At 66.9% G+C, this 18805-nt stretch carries 17 protein-coding genes; 16 read left to right on the top strand and 1 reads right to left on the bottom strand.

What is annotated here, in order from left to right:
• Positions 1 to 279: 279 nt before the first annotated feature.
• The 4 genes from J2728_RS10565 (at position 280) to J2728_RS10550 (ending at position 6402) form a co-directional block, all read left to right on the top strand.
• A complete protein-coding gene (locus tag J2728_RS10565) occupies positions 280 to 2061 on the top strand; it encodes an SLC13 family permease (protein ID WP_309998906.1) in 1782 nt (593 codons plus the stop codon).
• Positions 2062 to 2248: 187 nt separating this feature from the next.
• On the top strand, positions 2249 to 3016 hold the full coding sequence (ftrB, locus tag J2728_RS10560) for a transcriptional activator FtrB (RefSeq protein WP_309998904.1): 768 nt from the start codon (positions 2249 to 2251) through the stop codon (positions 3014 to 3016).
• Positions 3016 to 3525 carry a 6-pyruvoyl trahydropterin synthase family protein gene (locus tag J2728_RS10555; RefSeq protein ID WP_309998902.1) on the top strand — a complete coding sequence of 170 codons (510 nt, stop codon included), beginning with the start codon at positions 3016 to 3018 and terminating at the stop codon, positions 3523 to 3525. The genes ftrB and J2728_RS10555 overlap by 1 nt, the downstream gene beginning before the upstream one ends.
• 144 nt (positions 3526 to 3669) lie before the next feature.
• Positions 3670 to 6402 (top strand): exo-rhamnogalacturonan lyase family protein, encoded by a 2733-nt coding sequence (locus tag J2728_RS10550; protein WP_309998901.1) that lies wholly within the window; start codon positions 3670 to 3672, stop codon positions 6400 to 6402.
• Positions 6403 to 6447: 45 nt separating this feature from the next.
• Here J2728_RS10550 and J2728_RS10545 read toward each other — a convergent pair whose 3' ends face one another.
• Entirely contained in the window at positions 6448 to 6717 is a 270-nt protein-coding gene (locus J2728_RS10545; RefSeq protein ID WP_309998900.1) for a hypothetical protein, read from the bottom strand.
• Positions 6718 to 6839: 122 nt separating this feature from the next.
• Between J2728_RS10545 and ccoN the strand changes: the two genes are divergently transcribed.
• From ccoN to J2728_RS10485, 12 genes are all read left to right on the top strand, one after another.
• Positions 6840 to 8486, top strand: coding sequence for a cytochrome-c oxidase, cbb3-type subunit I (ccoN, locus tag J2728_RS10540; RefSeq protein WP_309998897.1), 1647 nt, complete (start codon positions 6840 to 6842; stop codon positions 8484 to 8486).
• A gap of 7 nt (positions 8487 to 8493) precedes the next feature.
• The gene (gene ccoO, locus J2728_RS10535; RefSeq protein WP_309998895.1) at positions 8494 to 9237 is read left to right on the top strand and encodes a cytochrome-c oxidase, cbb3-type subunit II; all 744 of its coding nucleotides are present in this window, start codon (positions 8494 to 8496) and stop codon (positions 9235 to 9237) included.
• On the top strand, positions 9234 to 9401 hold the full coding sequence (locus J2728_RS10530) for a cbb3-type cytochrome c oxidase subunit 3 (RefSeq protein ID WP_309998893.1): 168 nt from the start codon (positions 9234 to 9236) through the stop codon (positions 9399 to 9401). Before ccoO ends, J2728_RS10530 begins: the two co-directional genes overlap by 4 nt.
• Positions 9401 to 10270 (top strand): cytochrome-c oxidase, cbb3-type subunit III, encoded by an 870-nt coding sequence (gene ccoP / locus J2728_RS10525; RefSeq protein WP_309998891.1) that lies wholly within the window; start codon positions 9401 to 9403, stop codon positions 10268 to 10270. Before J2728_RS10530 ends, ccoP begins: the two co-directional genes overlap by 1 nt.
• Positions 10271 to 10275: 5 nt before the next feature.
• The gene (ccoG, locus tag J2728_RS10520) at positions 10276 to 11769 is read left to right on the top strand and encodes a cytochrome c oxidase accessory protein CcoG (protein WP_309998890.1); all 1494 of its coding nucleotides are present in this window, start codon (positions 10276 to 10278) and stop codon (positions 11767 to 11769) included.
• Positions 11766 to 12272 (top strand): FixH family protein, encoded by a 507-nt coding sequence (locus tag J2728_RS10515; RefSeq protein ID WP_309998889.1) that lies wholly within the window; start codon positions 11766 to 11768, stop codon positions 12270 to 12272. Before ccoG ends, J2728_RS10515 begins: the two co-directional genes overlap by 4 nt.
• A complete protein-coding gene (locus J2728_RS10510) occupies positions 12269 to 14443 on the top strand; it encodes a heavy metal translocating P-type ATPase (protein WP_309998888.1) in 2175 nt (724 codons plus the stop codon). The genes J2728_RS10515 and J2728_RS10510 overlap by 4 nt, the downstream gene beginning before the upstream one ends.
• A complete protein-coding gene (ccoS, locus tag J2728_RS10505) occupies positions 14440 to 14601 on the top strand; it encodes a cbb3-type cytochrome oxidase assembly protein CcoS (RefSeq protein WP_309998887.1) in 162 nt (53 codons plus the stop codon). Before J2728_RS10510 ends, ccoS begins: the two co-directional genes overlap by 4 nt.
• A 58-nt stretch (positions 14602 to 14659) precedes the next feature.
• Positions 14660 to 16039 carry an oxygen-independent coproporphyrinogen III oxidase gene (gene hemN, locus J2728_RS10500; RefSeq protein ID WP_309998885.1) on the top strand — a complete coding sequence of 460 codons (1380 nt, stop codon included), beginning with the start codon at positions 14660 to 14662 and terminating at the stop codon, positions 16037 to 16039.
• Positions 16040 to 16137: 98 nt separating this feature from the next.
• On the top strand, positions 16138 to 16782 hold the full coding sequence (locus J2728_RS10495) for an OmpW family outer membrane protein (RefSeq protein ID WP_309999459.1): 645 nt from the start codon (positions 16138 to 16140) through the stop codon (positions 16780 to 16782).
• A 282-nt stretch (positions 16783 to 17064) separates the two neighbouring features.
• A complete protein-coding gene (locus J2728_RS10490) occupies positions 17065 to 18129 on the top strand; it encodes an LLM class flavin-dependent oxidoreductase (RefSeq protein ID WP_309998883.1) in 1065 nt (354 codons plus the stop codon).
• On the top strand, positions 18126 to 18752 hold the full coding sequence (locus J2728_RS10485; RefSeq protein WP_309998882.1) for a cysteine hydrolase family protein: 627 nt from the start codon (positions 18126 to 18128) through the stop codon (positions 18750 to 18752). The genes J2728_RS10490 and J2728_RS10485 overlap by 4 nt, the downstream gene beginning before the upstream one ends.
• The last annotated feature ends 53 nt before the right edge of the window (positions 18753 to 18805 follow it).

Here is an 18805-nt window from a genome sequence, read left to right as displayed (position 1 = left end):
TACCTCCCCCCTGGGCGGCGCCGCCCGGGTCTTGTCTCGGCAAGATCCGGGCGTTTTCTTTGGTCTAGATGCTCCCTTTGCCCCGCGAGTTTGATTGGCGGCGAGCGTCGACGGTTGGCCCGTCCACGGGCGCGGCCGGTCTTGCCCACGATGATGGGGGCTCTGCGGTCAACCTGACACACCCGAAACGGCGGCCGGGTCCAAGCCCGGTGAACCGTTCACGGCTCCGCTTCGTTGTTAGAGCCGGTCGAGCGGTTCGGCCGGCAAGGGGGCGGTTGCGTGACGCTGCAGCAAGGGCTTTCATTCGGGTTGATCGGGGCGACGGTGCTCTGCTTTCTCTGGGGACGTTGGCGCTACGACCTGATCGCCCTGGGCGCCCTGGCGGTCGGGGTCATCACCGGCCTGATCCCGGCGAAGTCGGCGTTCGACGGTTTTTCGAACGACATCGTGGTGATCATCGCCAGCGCGCTGGTGCTGAGCGCGGCCGTATCTCGGTCGGGATTGGTCGACCGCTTGATGGCGCCTCTGCTGCCCCGTCTTGGAAGCGAGCGCAGCCAGGTTCCTGTTCTGGTGACGGTGACCACCCTGCTTTCGATGATGACCAAGAACGTCGGCGCGCTGGCGCTGATGATGCCGTCGGCGCTGCAGATCGCCAAGCGGACGGGGGTCTCGCCAGGACGCCTTCTGATGCCGATGTCGTTCGGTTCGCTGGCCGGCGGTCTGGCGGTGCTGGTGGGCACGTCGCCGAACATCATCGTCTCGGAGGTGCGCGGCAAGGCGCTGGGCGAGCCGTTCCGGATGTTCGACTTCATGCCGGTCGGCGGAAGCCTGGCTGTGTTGACGATCATCTATCTCGCCTTGGCCTATCGGTTGCTGCCGAAGCACAGGACGGCCGCGATCGACGTGGACGCCGCCTTGGCGGCCAACGCCTATGTCACCGAGGTCGAGGCGCCCGAGGACTGGCGCTTTGGCCAGGGGCGCGTCGCCGATCTTCGCGCCGCCGCCGAAGGGGGCGTGAGTGTCGTGGCGATCCTGCGCGGCCGTAAGCGAATGGCGTCTCCCCATGCCAACCGCCGCATTCTGCCCGGCGACCAACTCTTGCTCGAGGGCGAGCAGCAGGCGCTCAACGAACTGATCGTCAAGACGGGCCTCAAGCTAACCGACGCCGATCGGCCGGTTGTCATGAACGAACCAACCGAAGAGGTCAGGGTGGTCGAGGCGGTGATCGGCGCCGAGTCCGATCTGATCGGCCAAACGGCTCGCGGCTTGAAGCTGAACGAGGCCCATGGCGTGAATTTGCTGGGCGTCAGCCGCAGCGGCTATCGCATGGCCGGTCGCCTGGCGACGGTGCGGCTGCGCGCTGGCGATATCATCGTACTGCAAGGCGCCGAACAGCGACTGCCGCTGGCCCTGTCGGCCCTGGGCTGCCTGCCGCTCGCCGAGCGCGAGGTGAGGCTGGGCGGGGCGCGACACGCGTTGCTGCCGACCGCGATCCTGGTTGGCGCGATGCTGCTGGTCGCGTTCGGCGTATTGCCGGCGGCGGTCGGGTTCTTCGGCGCGGCGGTTCTCGTGGTCGCGACGGGCGCGTTGCGCATGCGGGAGGCTTACGCCGCGCTGGAGGGGCCGGTGCTGGTTCTCATCGCGGCGATGATCCCGGTCAGCGACACGGTGCAGTCCAGCGGTGGCGCCGACCTGATCGCCGGGTGGCTGTCCGGCGCGTTCCATGGCCTTCCGCCGCTGGTCTCCCTGACCGCTATGATGGCGGTGGCGATGGCCGCCACGCCCTTCCTGAACAACGCCGCGACAGTGCTGATCGTGGCCCCGATCGGCATGGGCTTGGCCCAACGGCTGGGTCTGAGTCCCGATCCCTTCCTGATGGCGGTCGCGGTCGGCGCGGGGTGCGACTTCCTCACGCCGATTGGGCACCAGTGCAACACGCTGGTCCTGGCGCCCGGCGGTTATAGGTTTGGCGACTACGCCAGGTTGGGCGCGCCCCTGACCATTTTGATCCTGGCGGCGGCTCCAGCGCTGATCGCGTTCTTCTGGCCTTTCGCCCGGTAGGGTTTCGCGGCGCCGTCTTCATCCACGAACGCTGGCGGAAGATCGCGCGGCCTGATGGGCGCGGTCATCCTGGCCAGGCGCTAGCGAATTAGGCGACCTAAATCATGGCCAAGATTGACTAACCGCAACGCCGGACGCGTTCGCCAGCCTTAAAGCCGGTGTTCCACTCCGACGTTCGAGATGGTTCATGTCGATCAAGCCCATTGACCTAAGCCGTGTGCGTGACCTGCCGCTGCTGGCCTCCGCCAACGAAGAGTCCCTTTCCCTGATCGGGCAGGGCGGATTCCTGCAATGGACCCCCAAGGGCGCCGAACTGGTCGCCGAGGGCGAGGTCAACGATTTCCTCTACATCCTGCTCGACGGGGCGGTGGAGTTGGAGGGTACCTGGGGCGACCGCGACTCGACCCTCGCGGTGCTACGACCGCTTTCCAGTTTCGTTCTGGCCTCGGTCGTCCTCGAGGCGCCGGCTCTGATGACGGCGCGCACGCTCGCCCGTAGCCAACTGCTGATGATCCCGGGCGAGCTCTTTCGGCGCGTGATCCGTCAGGACCAGGGCGTATCGATGGCCGTCATCGAGGAGCTGTCGGGCTGCTACAGCGGGCTGGTCCGCACCATCAAGAGCCACAAGCTGCGCGCGCCGCTTGTCCGACTGGCCAACTACCTGCTCGTTCAGCAGCGTCGCCAGGGGGGCGGCGCCGTGCTGCGTCTGCCGCTGCAGAAACGAATGTTGGCGTCGCTTCTGGGCATGACGCCGGAGAACCTCTCCCGGTCATTCGCCGCCTTGTCGGAACACGGCGTCAGGGTCGATGGGCCGCTGGTCACGATCGCTCGTCCCGCTCTTCTGGCTCGCCTGGCCAAGCCGGACCCGCTGATCGACAACCCTCTGCCCGTCGCCGGCGCCTTGATGGGACAAGCCGGACGCGAGCGCGCCGCCCATGTCGAGGGGCATGCCTGATGGCCTACAGGTCGGTGAAGACCTATGGCGCGGAGCGCGGCCTGTCGTGCGCCTATCGCCAGTGGGCCGCCGACAGCCATTGCCAGCTTCTGCACGGCTATTCGCTGGGCTTCGTCTTCGACTTCGCGGCTGAACAGCTGGATGCGCGGGGCTGGGTCGTGGATTTCGGCAAGGCGGGCTTCGGCGCGATCCGCGAATGGCTGCACCACATGTTCGACCACACCTTGCTGGTGGCGGCCGATGACCCATCGCGGGTGGAGTTCGAACGGCTCCAGCGCCTGGGTTTAGCGCAGGTAAGGATCGTGCCGGGAGTCAGCGCCGAGGCCCTGGCCGCTCACGTGTTCGAGCATGCTCAGACGCTGGTCGACGCGGCGACGAAAGGGCGGTGTTGGGTGGCCTCGGTCGAGTGTCGAGAACACGGCGCCAACGCGGCGGTGTTCGAGAATCCAAATAGTGTCCTGAGGCAGGTGAGCGCCGAAGCGCTGAACTTGGCGCTCAAAGGCCTTTAGGCCAGGAGCGTCGTCGTGAGGGTGGTGGCGAACTCTCAAAATGTGGCTTGACGATCCACAATGTGAAACAATAACCCTTATCCTCTAGGACTGGCCGGCTTGTGCGATCGGCATGGGCGCGGCGAAAAGGTCTGGGAGGACACCTTGAAGCACGCCCCCGCCACGGCTCTGTCGCGCCGCGAACTTCTCGTCCTCTCGGCGGCCGCAGCCGCTCTGGGCCTCGGCGCTGGCTCGGCCGCCGCGGCGGCGACGTTGGCGCCAACAACGGATCTCCGCTGGCTGGACGGCGAGCCTCCGGCCTTCCAGGATGGCGCGACGTTCGGCGTTCCCTGGCCCCGCGGCGCGCTCAAGCCGACGCAAGCTCTCAAGATCGTTGGCAAGGCGGGGGAGGAGATCCCCACCCAATCCTGGCCGATCGCCTACTGGCCCGACGGTTCGTTGAAATGGTCCGCTCACGCGGTCGGGGGTGGCGAGGGGCGCGACGGCCTGTCGATCGTTCCTGGCAAGGCCAAGGTCCCCGCCGCGCCCGTGACGGTGACCCAGACCGCCGATTTGATCACCGTGACCTCTGGCGATCTGATCTGGCGTCTTCCCAAGTCGGGGGCCGATCTGGTGTCCGAGGCCTCGCGCGGCGGGCGGGTGACGCTGCGAGGCTTGCGGCTGGTCGCCATCGCCCAGGATCAACCGACCCTGGAGCCGGACGGCGTGGTCCGTTCCTCGCGTTACGAGTCTTGGTTTTCGACGGTGACCGTCGAACAGGCGGGGCCCGTTCGGGCCGTGGTGCGGTTCGATGGCGTGCACCGGGGCGGCGGGCGCGACTGGCTGCCGGTCACGGTTCGCCTCTATTTCCACGCCGGCTCGGACGCGGTGCGGATCGTCCACAGCTTCATCCACGACGGCGATCCGGCCAAGGACTTCATCCGCGGCCTGGGCGTCACCGCCCGCGTCCCGATGACCGACGAGACCCACAACCGCCACGTCCGGCTTTCGGGCGAGGAGGTCGGGGTATTTGGCGAGGCCGTGCGAACCCTCACGGGCCTTCGCTCGCGGGGCGATCCGGGCGCGGCGGCCCGCGAGGCCCAGATCGCCGGGCGCGCGGTGGCCACGGAGACCCTGCCGCCCAAGTTGCGGGCTGGCCTGAAATGGATCCCGGAGTGGGGCGACTTCTCGCTCTCGCAGCTGACGCCCGACGGTTTCACCCTGCGCAAGCGGACTAGCATGGGCCATGCCTGGATCGACTCCAACGCCGGACAACGCACGCGGGGTCTCGCCTATGTCGGCGGCGCCTCCGGCGGTGTCGCGTTGGGCCTCAAGGACTTCTGGCAGCGCGCGCCGACCGGCCTCGACATCCGTAACGCCCACACCGACCTGGCCGAACTGACCGCCTGGATGTGGTCGCCCGAGGCGCCGGCCATGGACGTGCGGCCCTATCGAAGCGCCAACGGCATGGACTCCCATGCCGAGGAGCTCGAGGGGCTGGACATCACCTATGAGGACTACGAGGCGGGCTGGGACGATGCGCGCGGCATCGCCCGGACGTCTGAACTCACCCTGTGGATGTTCGGCGCCACGCCGTCGCATGACGCCTTCTCGGCCATGGCCAGCCGTGTCGCCGACCCGCCGAGGCTGACGGTCTCGCCCCAGCGCCTCAAGGCGGCTGGCGTGTTCGGTGACTGGGATGTGGTCGATGGTTCGACGCCGACCCGGAAGCGGATCGAAGACCGCCTGACCTACCTGATCGACTACTACATGAAGGAGGTCGATCAGCGGCGCTGGTACGGCTTCTGGTCCTATGGCGACGTGATGCACACCTACGACCCGGACCGCCACATGTGGCGCTACGACGTCGGTGGCTACGCCTGGGATAACTCCGAACTCTCGACCGACCTATGGCTCTGGTACACCTACCTGCGCACCGGTCGGGCGGACGTTTTCAAGTTCGCCGAGGCGATGACGCGTCACACCGGCGAGGTGGACGTCTATCACCTGGGCCGCTTCAAGGGCTTTGGCACGCGGCACGGCGTGCAGCACTGGTCCGACTCGTCCAAGCAGCCGCGCGTCTCGAACGTCGCCTATCGCCGCATCTACTATTACCTGACCGCCGACGAGCGGGTCGGCGACCTCATGCGAGCGCTGGTAACCTCCGACTCGGCGCTCGAGGTCGTCGACATCTCGCGCAAGCTGCCGCCGTCGCCGGGCCGCGAGCGGCCCAAGGGTGTCGTCGCGTCCGGCTTCGGCACGTCCTGGGGGGCGTTCCTCGGCGCCTGGCTCACGGAGTGGGAGCGCACGCGCGATCCGCGTTGGCGCGACCGGATCCTCAACGGCATGAACAGCATCGCCGGAATGAAAAAGCGCTGGTTCGCGGGCGAGGCGCCCTATGACCTGAAGACCGGCAAGTTCCTGGGCGAGGGCGACTATGTCAGCGTCTCGCACCTAAACGCCGTGTTCGGCGTGGTCGAGATGACCTCCGAGCTGCTCGATCTGCTCGACGTTCCCGCCTATCGCCAGGCCTGGCTGGAATACTGCCGCTACTACAATGCGCCGCCCAGCGAGCTGAAGGCTCTGCTGGGCCGGGCGCCGGGGGGGCATAATCTTGGCGACGCCCATTCGCGCCTGACGGCCTACGCCGCCAAGCAGGAGAACGATCATGCCTTGGCGCTGCGCGCCTGGTCGGAGTTCTTTGGCAAGGCGGGACGGGAAGGGGGCGATCTCATGGTCAGTCAAACCCGTCGGATCGCGGGCGCGGCGGTGCTACGGCCCATCGACGAGGATTCGGTCGTCTCGACCAACGCCGCCGCCCAGTGGAGCTTGGCGGCGATCCAGAACCTGGCGCTGATCGGCGACAGCCTGGAAGAAGCGGCGGCCATGAGTCGCTGAACACGCGCCGCGCCCGAGCGGCGCGGCGGAATGTCGCGGTCTGGTCTAAAGCGCGGCGTCGACGAGGAGAATCGCGCGCGCCTCGCGCCGAGCTTGTCGGCCGGCGAAGAGCAGCGACGCCAGGAACGCGATCGAGAGCGCGGCCGCCACGTAGCAGGCTGGGCAATGGCCCGCGAACACGAAGGCATCTCCGCGCGCGCTGCATATGGGGCCCGCCAGCATACGCGGAAGCGACTGCTGCAAGGCGATCGCCCACGCGACCAGGGCCGCCAGGCCGGTGGCCGAAGGGAGATGACGAGAAAGCTCTTTGAGCATGACGGACTCCGAATAGGCCCACAGGGTCCAACAGGTTCGCTGACTTGGCTTTGAGACAGATCAAAGCACGGAGTCGACCGGTGTGACACCCCTGGGTTCCAGGTTCGACTCATGGAGTCCGCATGTCCGCCCCTTCAAACACCAGTGCTGGTCCGCCCGCGGGCTCCAGCATCCTTCTAATCATCTCGGTTATCGGCGCCTTTTTGGCGATTTTGGGGGCGGGTCTAACCCATGACCCCATTTTCCGCCTTCAGGCCGGAACCTTGGCGCTGGCTGGCGTGATCGCCGCCTTTGTCCTGAACGGCGGCCTTGCCGGCGGGACGCTGCGCGACCATCCCGACCAATATTCCGACAACGTCATCAAGGCTGGCGTCATCGCCACCATGTTCTGGGCGGCGGCGGGTCTGCTGGTGGGGGTGATCATCGCCGCCCAGCTGACGTGGCCGAGGATCTTCTATTTCCCCGAGCTCGGTTTCCTGAACTTCGGGCGGCTGCGGCCTCTGCACACCTCCGCGGTGATCTTCGCGTTCGGCGGCAACGCCCTGATCGCGACGTCCTTCTGGGTCGTCCAGCGCACCTGCAAGGCGCGGCTGGCCGGCGGGATCACCCCGTGGTTCGTCTTCTGGGGCTACCAGCTGTTCATCGTGATGGCCGCGACCGGCTACCTGATGGGCGCGACCCAGGGCAAGGAGTACGCCGAGCCCGAATGGTACACCGACCTTTGGCTGACGATCGTCTGGGTGGCCTATCTGCTGGTCTTCCTGGGCACGATCTGGAAGCGCAAGGAGCCGCATATCTATGTGGCCAACTGGTTCTACCTGGCCTTCATCGTCACCATCGCCCTGCTGCACCTGGTCAACAACGCCTCCGTTCCGGTCGGCCTGCTGAACCACAAGTCCTACGGCGTGATGGCCGGCGTCCAGGACGCCCTGACCCAGTGGTGGTACGGCCACAACGCGGTCGGCTTCTTCCTGACCGCCGGCTTCCTGGCCATGATGTACTACTTCGTGCCCAAGCGCGTTGAGCGCCCGGTCTACAGCTATCGTCTGTCGATCGTGCACTTCTGGGCCCTGATCTTCATCTACATCTGGGCCGGCCCGCACCACCTGCACTACACGGCCCTGCCGCAGTGGGCGCAGACGCTGGGCATGACCTTCTCGATCATGCTGTGGATGCCCTCCTGGGGCGGCATGATCAACGGCCTGATGACCCTGTCGGGCGCCTGGGACAAGCTGCGTACGGACCCTGTCGTCCGCATGATGGTCGTCTCGATCGCCTTCTACGGCATGTCGACCTTCGAGGGTCCGGTGATGTCGATCCGCGCCGTCAACGCGCTCTCCCACTACACCGACTGGACCATCGGCCACGTGCACTCCGGCGCTCTGGGCTGGGTCGGCTTCATCAGCTTCGGCGCGGTCTACTGCCTGGTGCCGTGGCTGTGGAAGAAGCCGGGCCTGTACTCGAACAAGATGGTCGAGTGGCACTTCTGGATCGCGACCACCGGGATCCTGCTCTACATCGCCGCGATGTGGGTGTCGGGCATCATGGAAGGCCTGATGTGGCGGGAATACACCCCGCAAGGCTTCCTGGCCTACAGCTTCATCGAGACCGTCTCGGCCAAGCATATCGAGAACATCATCCGCACCGTGGGCGGCCTGATGTACCTGGCTGGCGCGCTGATCATGATCGTCAACCTCTGGAAGACGATCAGCACGCCCTCCGCCGAGCTGGCCGACGCTCCGGCCGCCCCCGCCACCGCGATCGCCTGAGGTTCCGATGTCTCTCTGGAAGCAACACTCCAAGCTTGAGCGGCATTCGCTGCTGCTCGTCGTCGGCATCCTCCTGGTCGTCTCCATCGGCGGCCTGGTCGAGATCGCCCCGCTGTTCTGGCTGCAGAGCACGATCGAGAAGGTGCAGGGCATGCGTCCCTACACCCCGCTCGAGTTGGCCGGCCGCGACATCTACGTCCGCGAGGGCTGCTACCTCTGTCACTCGCAGATGGTTCGCCCGCTGCGTGACGAGGTCGAGCGCTACGGTCACTACAGCCTGGCGGCCGAGAGCATGTACGACCACCCGTTCCAGTGGGGGTCCAAGCGGACCGGTCCCGACCTGGCGCGCGTGGGCGGCAAGTACTCGGACACCTGGCACCGTGACCACCTGATCGATCCGCGTTCGGTCGTGCCGGAGTCGGTGATGCCGCCCTACAAGTTCCTGGCCGAAAAGGACCTGGACTACAGCGACATCGTCGATCGCCTGAAGACCCAACGCACGGTCGGCGTCCCCTACACGCCGGATCAGATCGCCAACGCCAAGAAGGATCTCGAGGCCCAGGCCGATCCGTTCTCGACCGACGCCGTGGCTCTTCGTGGCCGCTACGACGCCAAGGTGGTCAACCGCGACTTCGACGGCGATCCCAACAAGATCTCCGAAATGGATGCGCTGGTCGCCTACCTGCAGATGCTGGGCACCCTGGTGGACTTCAAGTCCTACAAGGCCCAGGCGCCGGAGAACCAAAGATGAGCGATCTGACCTACGAAGCCGTCGCGCGCTTCGCGCAGCAGGGTGGGCTGATCTACTTCGGCCTGATCTTCCTCGCCGGCGTCGCCTACGCCCTGTGGCCTTCCAAGAAGGCCGAATTCCAACACGCCGCGCATATGCCGCTGGATGACGAGGAGCTCTCCTGATGGCTCACGAACGCGAGACCGACCACGCCACCGGCGTCGAGACGACCGGGCACGAGTGGGACGGCATCAAGGAACTGGACAACCCGCTGCCCCGCTGGTGGCTGTGGATCTGGTACGCGACGATCGCCTTCTCGATCGCTTACTGGGTGGCGATGCCGGCTTGGCCGGGGCTGCACAGCTACACCAAGGGCATGCTGGGTCAGTCCGACCGGGCGGACGTGAGCAAGGATCTCACCGCGCTCGAGCTGCAGCGCGGCCAAGGCGCGGCCATGCTCCGCACCGCCAGCCTGGAGCAGATCGAAAAGGACCCGAAGCTGCAGGCCTACGCCCAGCAGGTCGGCCAGTCGGTCTTCGGCGACAACTGCGCCACCTGCCATGGTATCGGCGGCACGGGGTCCAAGGGCTACGCCAACCTGCGCGATGACGTGTGGCTGTGGGGCGGCAAGCTGGAAGACATCCAGTACACCATTACCCACGGTATCCGCACCGGCGCCGAGAACGCTCGCATGTCGCAGATGCCCGCCTATGGCCGCGACGAACTGCTCAAGCCCGAGCAGATCGACGACCTGACCGAGTACGTGGTCAAGCTGTCGAACCGTCCGGCCGACGCCGGCGCCGTGGCGCGCGCGGCTCCGATCTTCGAAACCCAGTGCTCGGCCTGCCACGGCCTGGACGGCAAGGGGAACCAGGAGCTCGGCGCGCCGAACCTGACCGACGCCGACTGGCTGTACGGTTCGGATCGCGGCTCGATCCGCGGCCAAATCTACGCCGGCAACGGTGGCGTCATGCCCACCTGGGGCGGTCGCTTGAGCCCCGAGACGATCAAGGCGCTCACGGTCTACATTCACTCCAACGCGGGTGGTCAGTAAGGGCTATGCCCACGCTTATAGATAACAGGCCTCCCGAACCTGAAAACCGGACGGCGGTCTCGGCCGCCGTCCGGGCCAAGGGGAAGGGCGACGCCAACGGCGGGCTCTACAAGCCTCGCGAGCCGATCTATCCCAAGCTGGTCCACGGCAAGTGGCGGAACGTGAAGTGGGCGCTGCTCATCATCACGCTCGGGATCTACTACATCACGCCCTGGATCCGCTGGCATAGGCCGGATGGGTTCCCGCAGCAGGCGGCGCTGGTGGATTTCACCGGCCGGCGCTTCTACTTCTTCGATATCCAGCTGTGGCCCCAGGAAGTCTACATCTTCACGGGCCTGCTGGTGATGTCAGCCTTGGCGCTGTTCCTCGTGACGGCGCTCTTTGGCCGCCTGTGGTGCGGCTACGCTTGCCCTCAGACGGTCTGGACAGACCTCTATATCGTTGTCGAGCGTCTGTTCGAAGGCGACCGCAACGCGCGCATGCGCCTCGACGCCGCGCCCCTGTCCTTCAACAAGATCTGGCGCAAGACCGGTAAGCATCTGACCTGGCTGGCCATCGCGTTCGGCACCGGCGGCGCGTGGATCTTCTACTTCCACGACGCGCCGACGCTGCTCCGCACCTTCTGGACCGGCGACGCGCCGATCACGGCCTACGTTTCCTGCTTCCTGCTGACCTGCACGACCTACATCTTCGCCGGTTGGATGCGCGAGCAGGTTTGCACCTACATGTGCCCCTGGCCCCGTATCCAGGGCGCGATGCTGGACCACCACTCGCTGCAGGTGACCTATCTGGGCTATCGCGGCGAGCCGCGCGGTCCGCACAAGAAGGGCCAGAGCTGGGAAGGGCGGGGCGACTGCGTCGACTGCCGCCAGTGCGTGGTGGTCTGCCCGATGGGTATCGACATCCGCGATGGCGCTCAGCTGGAGTGCATCAACTGCGGTCTCTGCGTCGACGCCTGCGACGACATCATGATCAAGATGGGCCGCCCGACCGGCCTGATCGCCTACGACTCCGAAGCCGCCGTCTCGCATCGCGGCTCGGGTTGCAAGCCCCAGTACAAGCCGGTCCGTAGCCGCACCATCTACTATGCCCTGGCGATGACGATCGTCGGCGGACTGACCTTGTGGTCGTTGATCGCCAGGCCCGATGCGGATCTCCACGTGATCCGTGATCGCAACCCCGTCTTCGTGCGGATGCACGATGGCGCCGTGCGCGACGGCTATACGCTGAAGATCGGCAACCGCACCTTCGTCGAGCAACGTTTCGACGTCTCGTTCGAAGGGGTGCCCGGCGCGCGGCTCAGCCACCCGGGCGGAGAGGGGGAGCGCGTCAGCATCGTCGTTCCCGCCGACCAGGTCGTGCCACTGCGCGTCTTCGTCACCGCGCCGCCGAACGTCGAACTGGACGCCAGCGTCCCGGCCCGTTTCGTCATCCGCTCGAATGACGTCCAGGCCGAGGCCAAGACCGTCTTCCTCTCTGGAGCCGCGAACCCGCAATGACCAGCGCAACGCCTTCGATCGCCAAGGTCCCGACCGAAAAGGGCCGTATCACTGGCTGGCACGTGCTGATCGGCGTGGTGCTGTTCTTCAGCACCGTCATCGCGGTCGACATTGTCTTCATGGTGCAGGCCTACAGGACCTTCTCCGGCGAGGTGGCCTCGAACCCTTACGAGACGGGGCTGGCGTTCAACCGCACCCTGGCACAGCGCCAGAAGGAGGCGGCCCTGGGCTGGTCCGCCAGCGTCGAGACGCCCGAGGGCAAGGCCGTGGTGGTCAAGGTCCTCGACCGTGACGCCAAGCCCCTGGACGGCCTGTCCTTGACTGGCGTCCTGGAGCGTCCCGCGACCGAAACCGGACGTCAGACCCTGAACTTCCGTTCTCTGGGCGGCGGTCGCTACCAAGCGGCCGCGCGACTGGACGGCGCCTGGGACCTGCGAGCCACGGCCCGCAACGCCAAGGACGTGTTCGAGGTCGAGACCCGCCTGGTGGAGCCCGCCCGATGAGCCAGAGCCTGACCCTGCATCGTGACCTCGAAGCGTTCGTTCGGCGGGACGAGGAGGGTCGAGGTCGCCTGGAGCTTCTCGTCAGCGGCGCCCGCTGCGCCGGCTGCATCAACAAGATCGAGAAGGCTGTCCGCGAGTTGCCCGGCGTGGACGCCGCCCGGCTGAACCTGACGACCGGCAAGCTGGCCGTCCAACTGGAAGGCAAGGAAGCCGATCCCGAGCGTGTGGTCGAGACCGTCGAGGCGCTGGGCTATCGCGCCTGTCTGTTCGATCCCGGCGAGGCCGCCGTGGCTCAGGACAAGGAAGGGCGCGAACTGGCGGTCGCCCTGGGCGTCGCCGGCTTCGGGGCCGGCAATGTCATGATGTTCACCGTGCCCGCTTGGGCCGGTCTGTTCGGGCAGGAGCTGAACAGCTCAACCCTGACGCTGATGTACTGGATGGCCGCGATCGTCGCGACTCCATGCGCGCTGTTCGCCGGTCGTCCGTTCTTCCGCTCGGCCTGGGCTTCGCTGAAGCGGGGCAAGGCCAATATGGACGTGCCGATCTCGATCGGCGTCATCCTGACCTTGATCGTCAGCTTTTCCGAGACGATCCTGCGCGGCCAGCACGCCTATTTCGACGCGGCGGTTACGCTGCTGTTCCTGCTGCTGATCGGCCGCTACCTGGATCACCGCCTGCGCGCCAACGCCCGCTCGGCCGCGCGTGACCTGCTGGCCCTGCAGACGCCCGTGGCCATGCGCCTCATCGACGGGGTCGAGCAGGGGATCCCCGTCGCCGACGTCAAGATCGGTGATCGCCTCGTCGTCGCGCCCGGCGATCGCGTGCCCGTCGACGGCCTGGTCGAGAGCGGCCAGTCCGAACTCGACAACGCCCTGATCACCGGCGAGACCGCCCTGGCTCCCGTCGGCGCGGGCGCGCGTTTGCACGCTGGCGCCCTGAACCTGTCGGGCCGGTTGGTAATGACCGCCACGGCGCGGAGCGAGGACTCCACGGTCGCCGCCATCGCCCGCCTGATGGAGGCCGGCGCCCAGACCCGCTCGGCCTATGTCCGGCTGGCCGACAAGGCCGCCGCCCTCTACGTGCCGGTCGTGCACACCGCCGCGGCCCTGACCTTCGTCGGCGGCTGGGCGCTGGGCCTTGGTCCGCGCGAGGCGCTGCTGCGCGCCGCCGCCGTGCTGATCGTCACTTGCCCGTGCGCCCTGGGCCTGGCCGTGCCGGCCGTTCAGATCGCCGCCAGCAGCCGGCTTTTCCGCAAGGGCGTGCTGGTCAAGTCCGGCGCCGCGCTCGAGCGCCTGGCCGAGGTCGACCACGTCGTTTTCGACAAGACGGGGGTGCTGACCGAAGGCCGCCCGCGCCTGATCGACGCGCCGGCGCATCTCGTCGCCATGGCCGCGCCGCTGGCCCGCGCCTCGCGTCACCCGCTGGCCAAGGCCATGGCCGCCGAAGCGGGCGTCGGCCCCGTGGCCAGCGACTGCGTCGAAACCGCCGGCCAAGGCGTCGAGGGCCTGATCGACGGCCGCCGCGCGCGCTTGGGCCGGGCTGGCTTCGTCGGCGTGACCGGGGGCGACGCGCGCGAGACCGAGCTGTGGTTCGGCTTCGAGAACGACATCAAGATCCGTTTCGTGTTCGAGGATCAACCGCGCGCCGACGCGGCCGACACCATCGCGCGCCTGCGCCGGATGGGGCTGTCGGTCGAGATCCTGTCCGGCGATCTTGCCGGTCCGGTGGGCGACATCGCTCGCGAGGTCGGGGTCGCCGAATGGCGCGCGGGCCTGACGCCGTTCGACAAGGCCGCGATCGTGGACCAGTTCAAGACCGAAGGTCGCAAGGTCCTGATGGTTGGGGACGGCCTCAACGACGCCGCGGCTCTGTCCAAGGCCCACGCCTCGATGGCGCCGGGCGCGGCCGTGGACGCGGCCCAGAACGCGGCCGACCTGGTCTTCACCGGCGAAGGGCTCGGCGCGGTCGTCGAGGCGATCGACACGGCCCGCGAGGCGCGCCGTCGCGCGCTTGAGAACTTTGGCTTCTCGGCCCTCTACAATGTCGTGGCCACGCCGGCGGCCATGTTCGGCCTGATCAATCCCTTCATCGCCGCCCTGGCGATGTCGGGCTCGTCGATGGTCGTGCTGCTGAACGCCGCGCGGCCTCGCATCACCTGGAGGCGTCGATGAACATCGTCCTGTTCCTGGCCCCGTTCTCGATCGGTCTCGGCGCCATGGGTCTGTTCGCGTTCTTCTGGACCATGCGCTCGGGCCAATACGAGGACCCCAAGGGCGACGCCGCTCGGATCCTCTACGATCATCTCGATGAGAAGCCGCCCGAGGATTGATCCAAATCACGGCGGCGGCCCGTGGGGCGGAGCAGGTTGGCCGCGTCAGGAGAGACGCATGACCGCCGCCGCCGCCACGATTCCCGCCCATGACCAACGCGCGCTTCTGACGCGCTACGACAGTCGGGCGCCCCGCTACACCAGCTACCCGACAGCGCTGCAGTTCTCGAAAGAGGTCGACGCGGAGGTCTATGGCGATTGGCTGGCGGGCCTGGATCCGCGTGAGCCGGTCTCCCTTTACGCCCACATCCCGTTCTGCGATCGCCTGTGCTGGTACTGCGGCTGCAACACCCGGGTGGTGAAGAAGCAGGCCCTGATCAGCGAATATGTCGAGCGCCTTGTCGACGAACTGGCGTTGGTCGAGGCCCGCCTGCCGGGTCGGATCAAGGCCGGCGCGGTGCATCTGGGCGGCGGGACGCCCAACATGCTGTCGCGCGACGATCTGGTGCGGCTGTTCGGCGCGCTGCGCCACGTTTTCCCGTTCGCGCCGGGCGTCGAGATCTCGGCCGAGCTCGATCCGGCCGTCCTCACCGAGAGCTGGGTCAAGGCCGCGGCCTTCCATGGCCTGACCCGCGCAAGCCTCGGCGTCCAGGATCTGGCGCCGCACGTCCAGGAGGCGGTCAACCGAGTCGAGCCGTTCGAGTTCGTCGCCCGCGCCACGCATTGGCTGCGCCAGGCGGGCGTCGCCTCGATCAATCTCGACCTGATGTACGGCCTGCCCAAGCAGACGACCGCCGACGTCGTCGCGACCCTGGACAAGGTCCTGACGCTGCGGCCCGAACGGATCGCTCTGTTCGGCTACGCTCACGTGCCGTGGGCGCGGTCTCACCAGAAGCTGATCCGGGAAGAGGACCTCGCGGACGCCAACGGCCGCTTCGAGCAGAGCCAGGCCGCCGCCGAGCGTCTCGTGAAGGCCGGCTATGTCGCGATCGGCCTTGATCACTTCGCCCTGCCGAACGACGACCTAGCCCTCGGTGTCGCCACCGGCACGCTGCGCCGAAACTTCCAGGGCTACACCACCGACCAGCATCCGACCTTGATCGGTCTTGGCGCGTCGTCGATCGGTCGCATGCCCGGCGGCTATGTCCAGAACCTGACCGCCGAGGTCGCCTGGCGCGACGCCATCGTTCAGGGCCGGCTGCCGGTGGCCCGAGGCGTGAAGTTGACCGATGACGACCGCCTGCGCGCCGACGTGATCGAGCGGTTGATGTGCGATTTCCAGGTCGATCTTGCGGCCGTGGCCGCGCGCCATGGCGTGTCGCCAAGGGTGTTCGGCGCGGACATCGCCAAGCTCGCGGACCTTCACGGCGACGGCCTCGTGGACGTTTGTGGGGACGTTGTCCGTGTGACCGAAGCGGGCCGCCCGTTCGTTCGCCTGGCCGCCCAGGCCTTCGATCATCGCTCGGACACCCGCGAAGGCTTCTCCCGCGCGATCTAGTTTTCAGAAACTGATCGAGGTCAAGGTCGAATGCTTCGTAATCCTCCAAACAAACATCGCGACAGAAATTAGAGAGTCGCCACTTCTGGGGATAGATGATGAAGACGCTTATTCTTTCGGCCATCGCGGCGACGGCTCTGGTTGGCGGCGTGGCGCACGCCGAGGACTTCTCGCCCAACGCGAAGGGCGATTTCATCGTCCACGCGCGCATCACGCAAGTCGCGCCGGACAAGGATGCGGCCATCCTGACCGCGGCGGGCGCGGCCACCGGCCTGAAGGCCCACGTGAAGGACGACATCAAGCCGACCCTGGGCTTCACCTACTTCCTGACCGACAAGGTCGCCGTCGAAGCCATCCTGGGCACCACCGAGCACGACATCCGCGCTCAAGGCGGCGCGACGGACGTCCTGGTCCACAAGACCTGGGTGCTGCCGCCGGTCGTGACCCTGCAATACCACCCGCTGCCCGCGGCCCGCGTGAGCCCGTATGTCGGCGCCGGCATCAACTACATGCTGTTCTACAGCAGCAAGGACAAGAACGGCTTCACTGTGAAGGTCGACGACGGCTTCGGCTACGCCCTGCAAGCCGGCGTCAACGTCAAGCTGAAGAACAACTGGCTGCTGAACGCCGACATCAAGAAGGTCTATTTCAGCACCGACGCCAAGATCAACGGCGGCGCCCTGAAGGCCAAGGTGGACCTGGATCCGCTGGTTTCGTCGGTCGGCTTCAGCCGCAAGTTCTAGGAACCGCCGCCGGCTAGCCCGGCGAAGCGCGCGCGACGCAAGGCTCGGTCCCACAAGGGCCGGGCCTTGTTTGCGTTCGCGCCTTGGCGTCTTGACCGGGGCGCGTTGAGCTCGCTGGCCGCCAGCCTAAGGTCAAAGGCATGATGGCGGCGGCGATCGCCCAACGGCTTCCGGCGGTTGGAGGGCGCGCCGTGGATGGCCCATGGATGACCAGTCGGCCCGGCGTGGTGTATCGCTCTCTTGGCGAAGCTGCCTGAAGCCTAGGACCCGAAGACGCGCGCCATGTTCCACCATCCTTCTCCGCGTAAGCAGTTCGGGGTCTTTCTTCCGGTGGCCAACGGCGGTTGGATCATCTCCAAGACCACGCCAACGCTGGACGGCCTTTACGCTCAGAACCGCGCCGCCGCGGTGAAGGCCGACGAGGTCGGCATGGACTTCGTGATGTCGATGGGCAAGTTCCGCGGCTTCGGCGGCGAGACCGACCATTGGGGCACGGCTCTGGAGTCGGTCACCATGATGGCCGGCCTCGCCGAGGCCACCAAGACCGTGAAGATCTGGGCGACCATCCATCCGCTGCTGCAGAACCCGGCCGTGGCGGCCAAGATGATCGCCACGCTGGATCACATCAGCGGTGGCCGCGCGGGCCTCAACATCGTGGCCGGGGCCTACAAGGGCGAGTTCGACCAGATGGGCGCGTGGGATGACTCCCTGACCCACGACGACCGCTACGCCCTGACCGAGGAATGGACGACGATCGTCAAGCGGCTGTGGTCCGAGGACAGCGTCGACTTCGCCGGCAAGTATTTCACGATGAAGGATTGCCAGTCCAAGCCCAAGCCATTGTCCAAGCCGCGCCCGGACCTGGTCTGCGCCGGCATGAGCGATCGCGGCTTCCAGTTCTCGGTGCGCGAGGCCGACGTCTGCTTCATCGGCGGCCGCACGCCGGACGAGCGCCGCGACGCCTCGCTGCGGGCCAAGAAGACCGCCGAGGCGATGGGCAAGAGCATCAAGACCTTCGCCATGTGCACCGTCGTTCATGGCGACACGGACGCCGACGCCGAGGCCAAGGTCGAGCACTACAAGAGCGGCGCCGACATGGGCGCGATCCTGGCCATGCTGGAGAGCTGGGGCGTGCCGGCCGAGAAGCTGTCGAGCGTGGCGGCCGCCCAAGGCGCGTTCATGACCCACACCGTGGTCGGCTCGCCCAAGACCTGCGGCGCCCAGATCGAAGAGTTCCTGCGCTACTGCGAGCTGGACGGCCTGATGATGATCTTCCCCGACTATGTGGAAGGGTTGACGATGTTCGGCTCCGAGATCCTTCCGGGCCTGCGGGCGGTGTTCTCGTGATCGATGATTTGAAGGCCTGGATCACGCCCTCGCGCACGGCGGTGCTGATCGTGGACATGCAGGTCGACTTCGCCTCGCCCGAGGGCGCGCTCGCGGCCTATTTCGACATGACTGTCGTCCAACCCGCCGTGGCGGCGGCCGAACGGTTGGCGGACATCGCCCGGGCGAGGGGCGTCCCCGTCGTCTTCGCGGGTCTGTTCACGACGCCGGAGACCGACTCTCCAGCCTGGCTCGAGCGGATCCGCCGGCGGGGCGGCGACCCGGGTAGCGAGGCGGCGATCTGCCGTTCTGGAGAGTCCGGGTCTGACTTTTACGGGCCCCAGCCCGCGCCGGGCGAGCTCGTGGTCAAGAAGACCCGCTACAGCGCCTTCCTCGGCGGCGACCTCGATGTCCGGCTAAGGGCGCTGGGCGTCGACACCCTGGTTATCGCCGGTCTGACGACCGAGTGCTGCGTGGACAGCACCGTGCGCGACGCTTTCGACCTAGACTACCACGTCTTCGTCGCGGCTGACGCGTGCGCCGCTTACGACGCGGAGCTTCATGTGGCGTCGCTGAAGATCATGGCGCTAAACAGCGCGATCCTGACGGACACGGCTCGGATCGCCGAAGCCTGGAGCCGCTAAGGGCGACTGTTGTTGGGAAACGGGCTGGCCGCTTGTGAGCCAGCCCGATCACG

It is taken from the genome of Caulobacter segnis (genome assembly GCF_031454995.1).
GTDB lineage: Bacteria > Pseudomonadota > Alphaproteobacteria > Caulobacterales > Caulobacteraceae > Caulobacter > Caulobacter segnis_E.
This window is presented reverse-complemented; position numbering and strand designations above follow the sequence as displayed.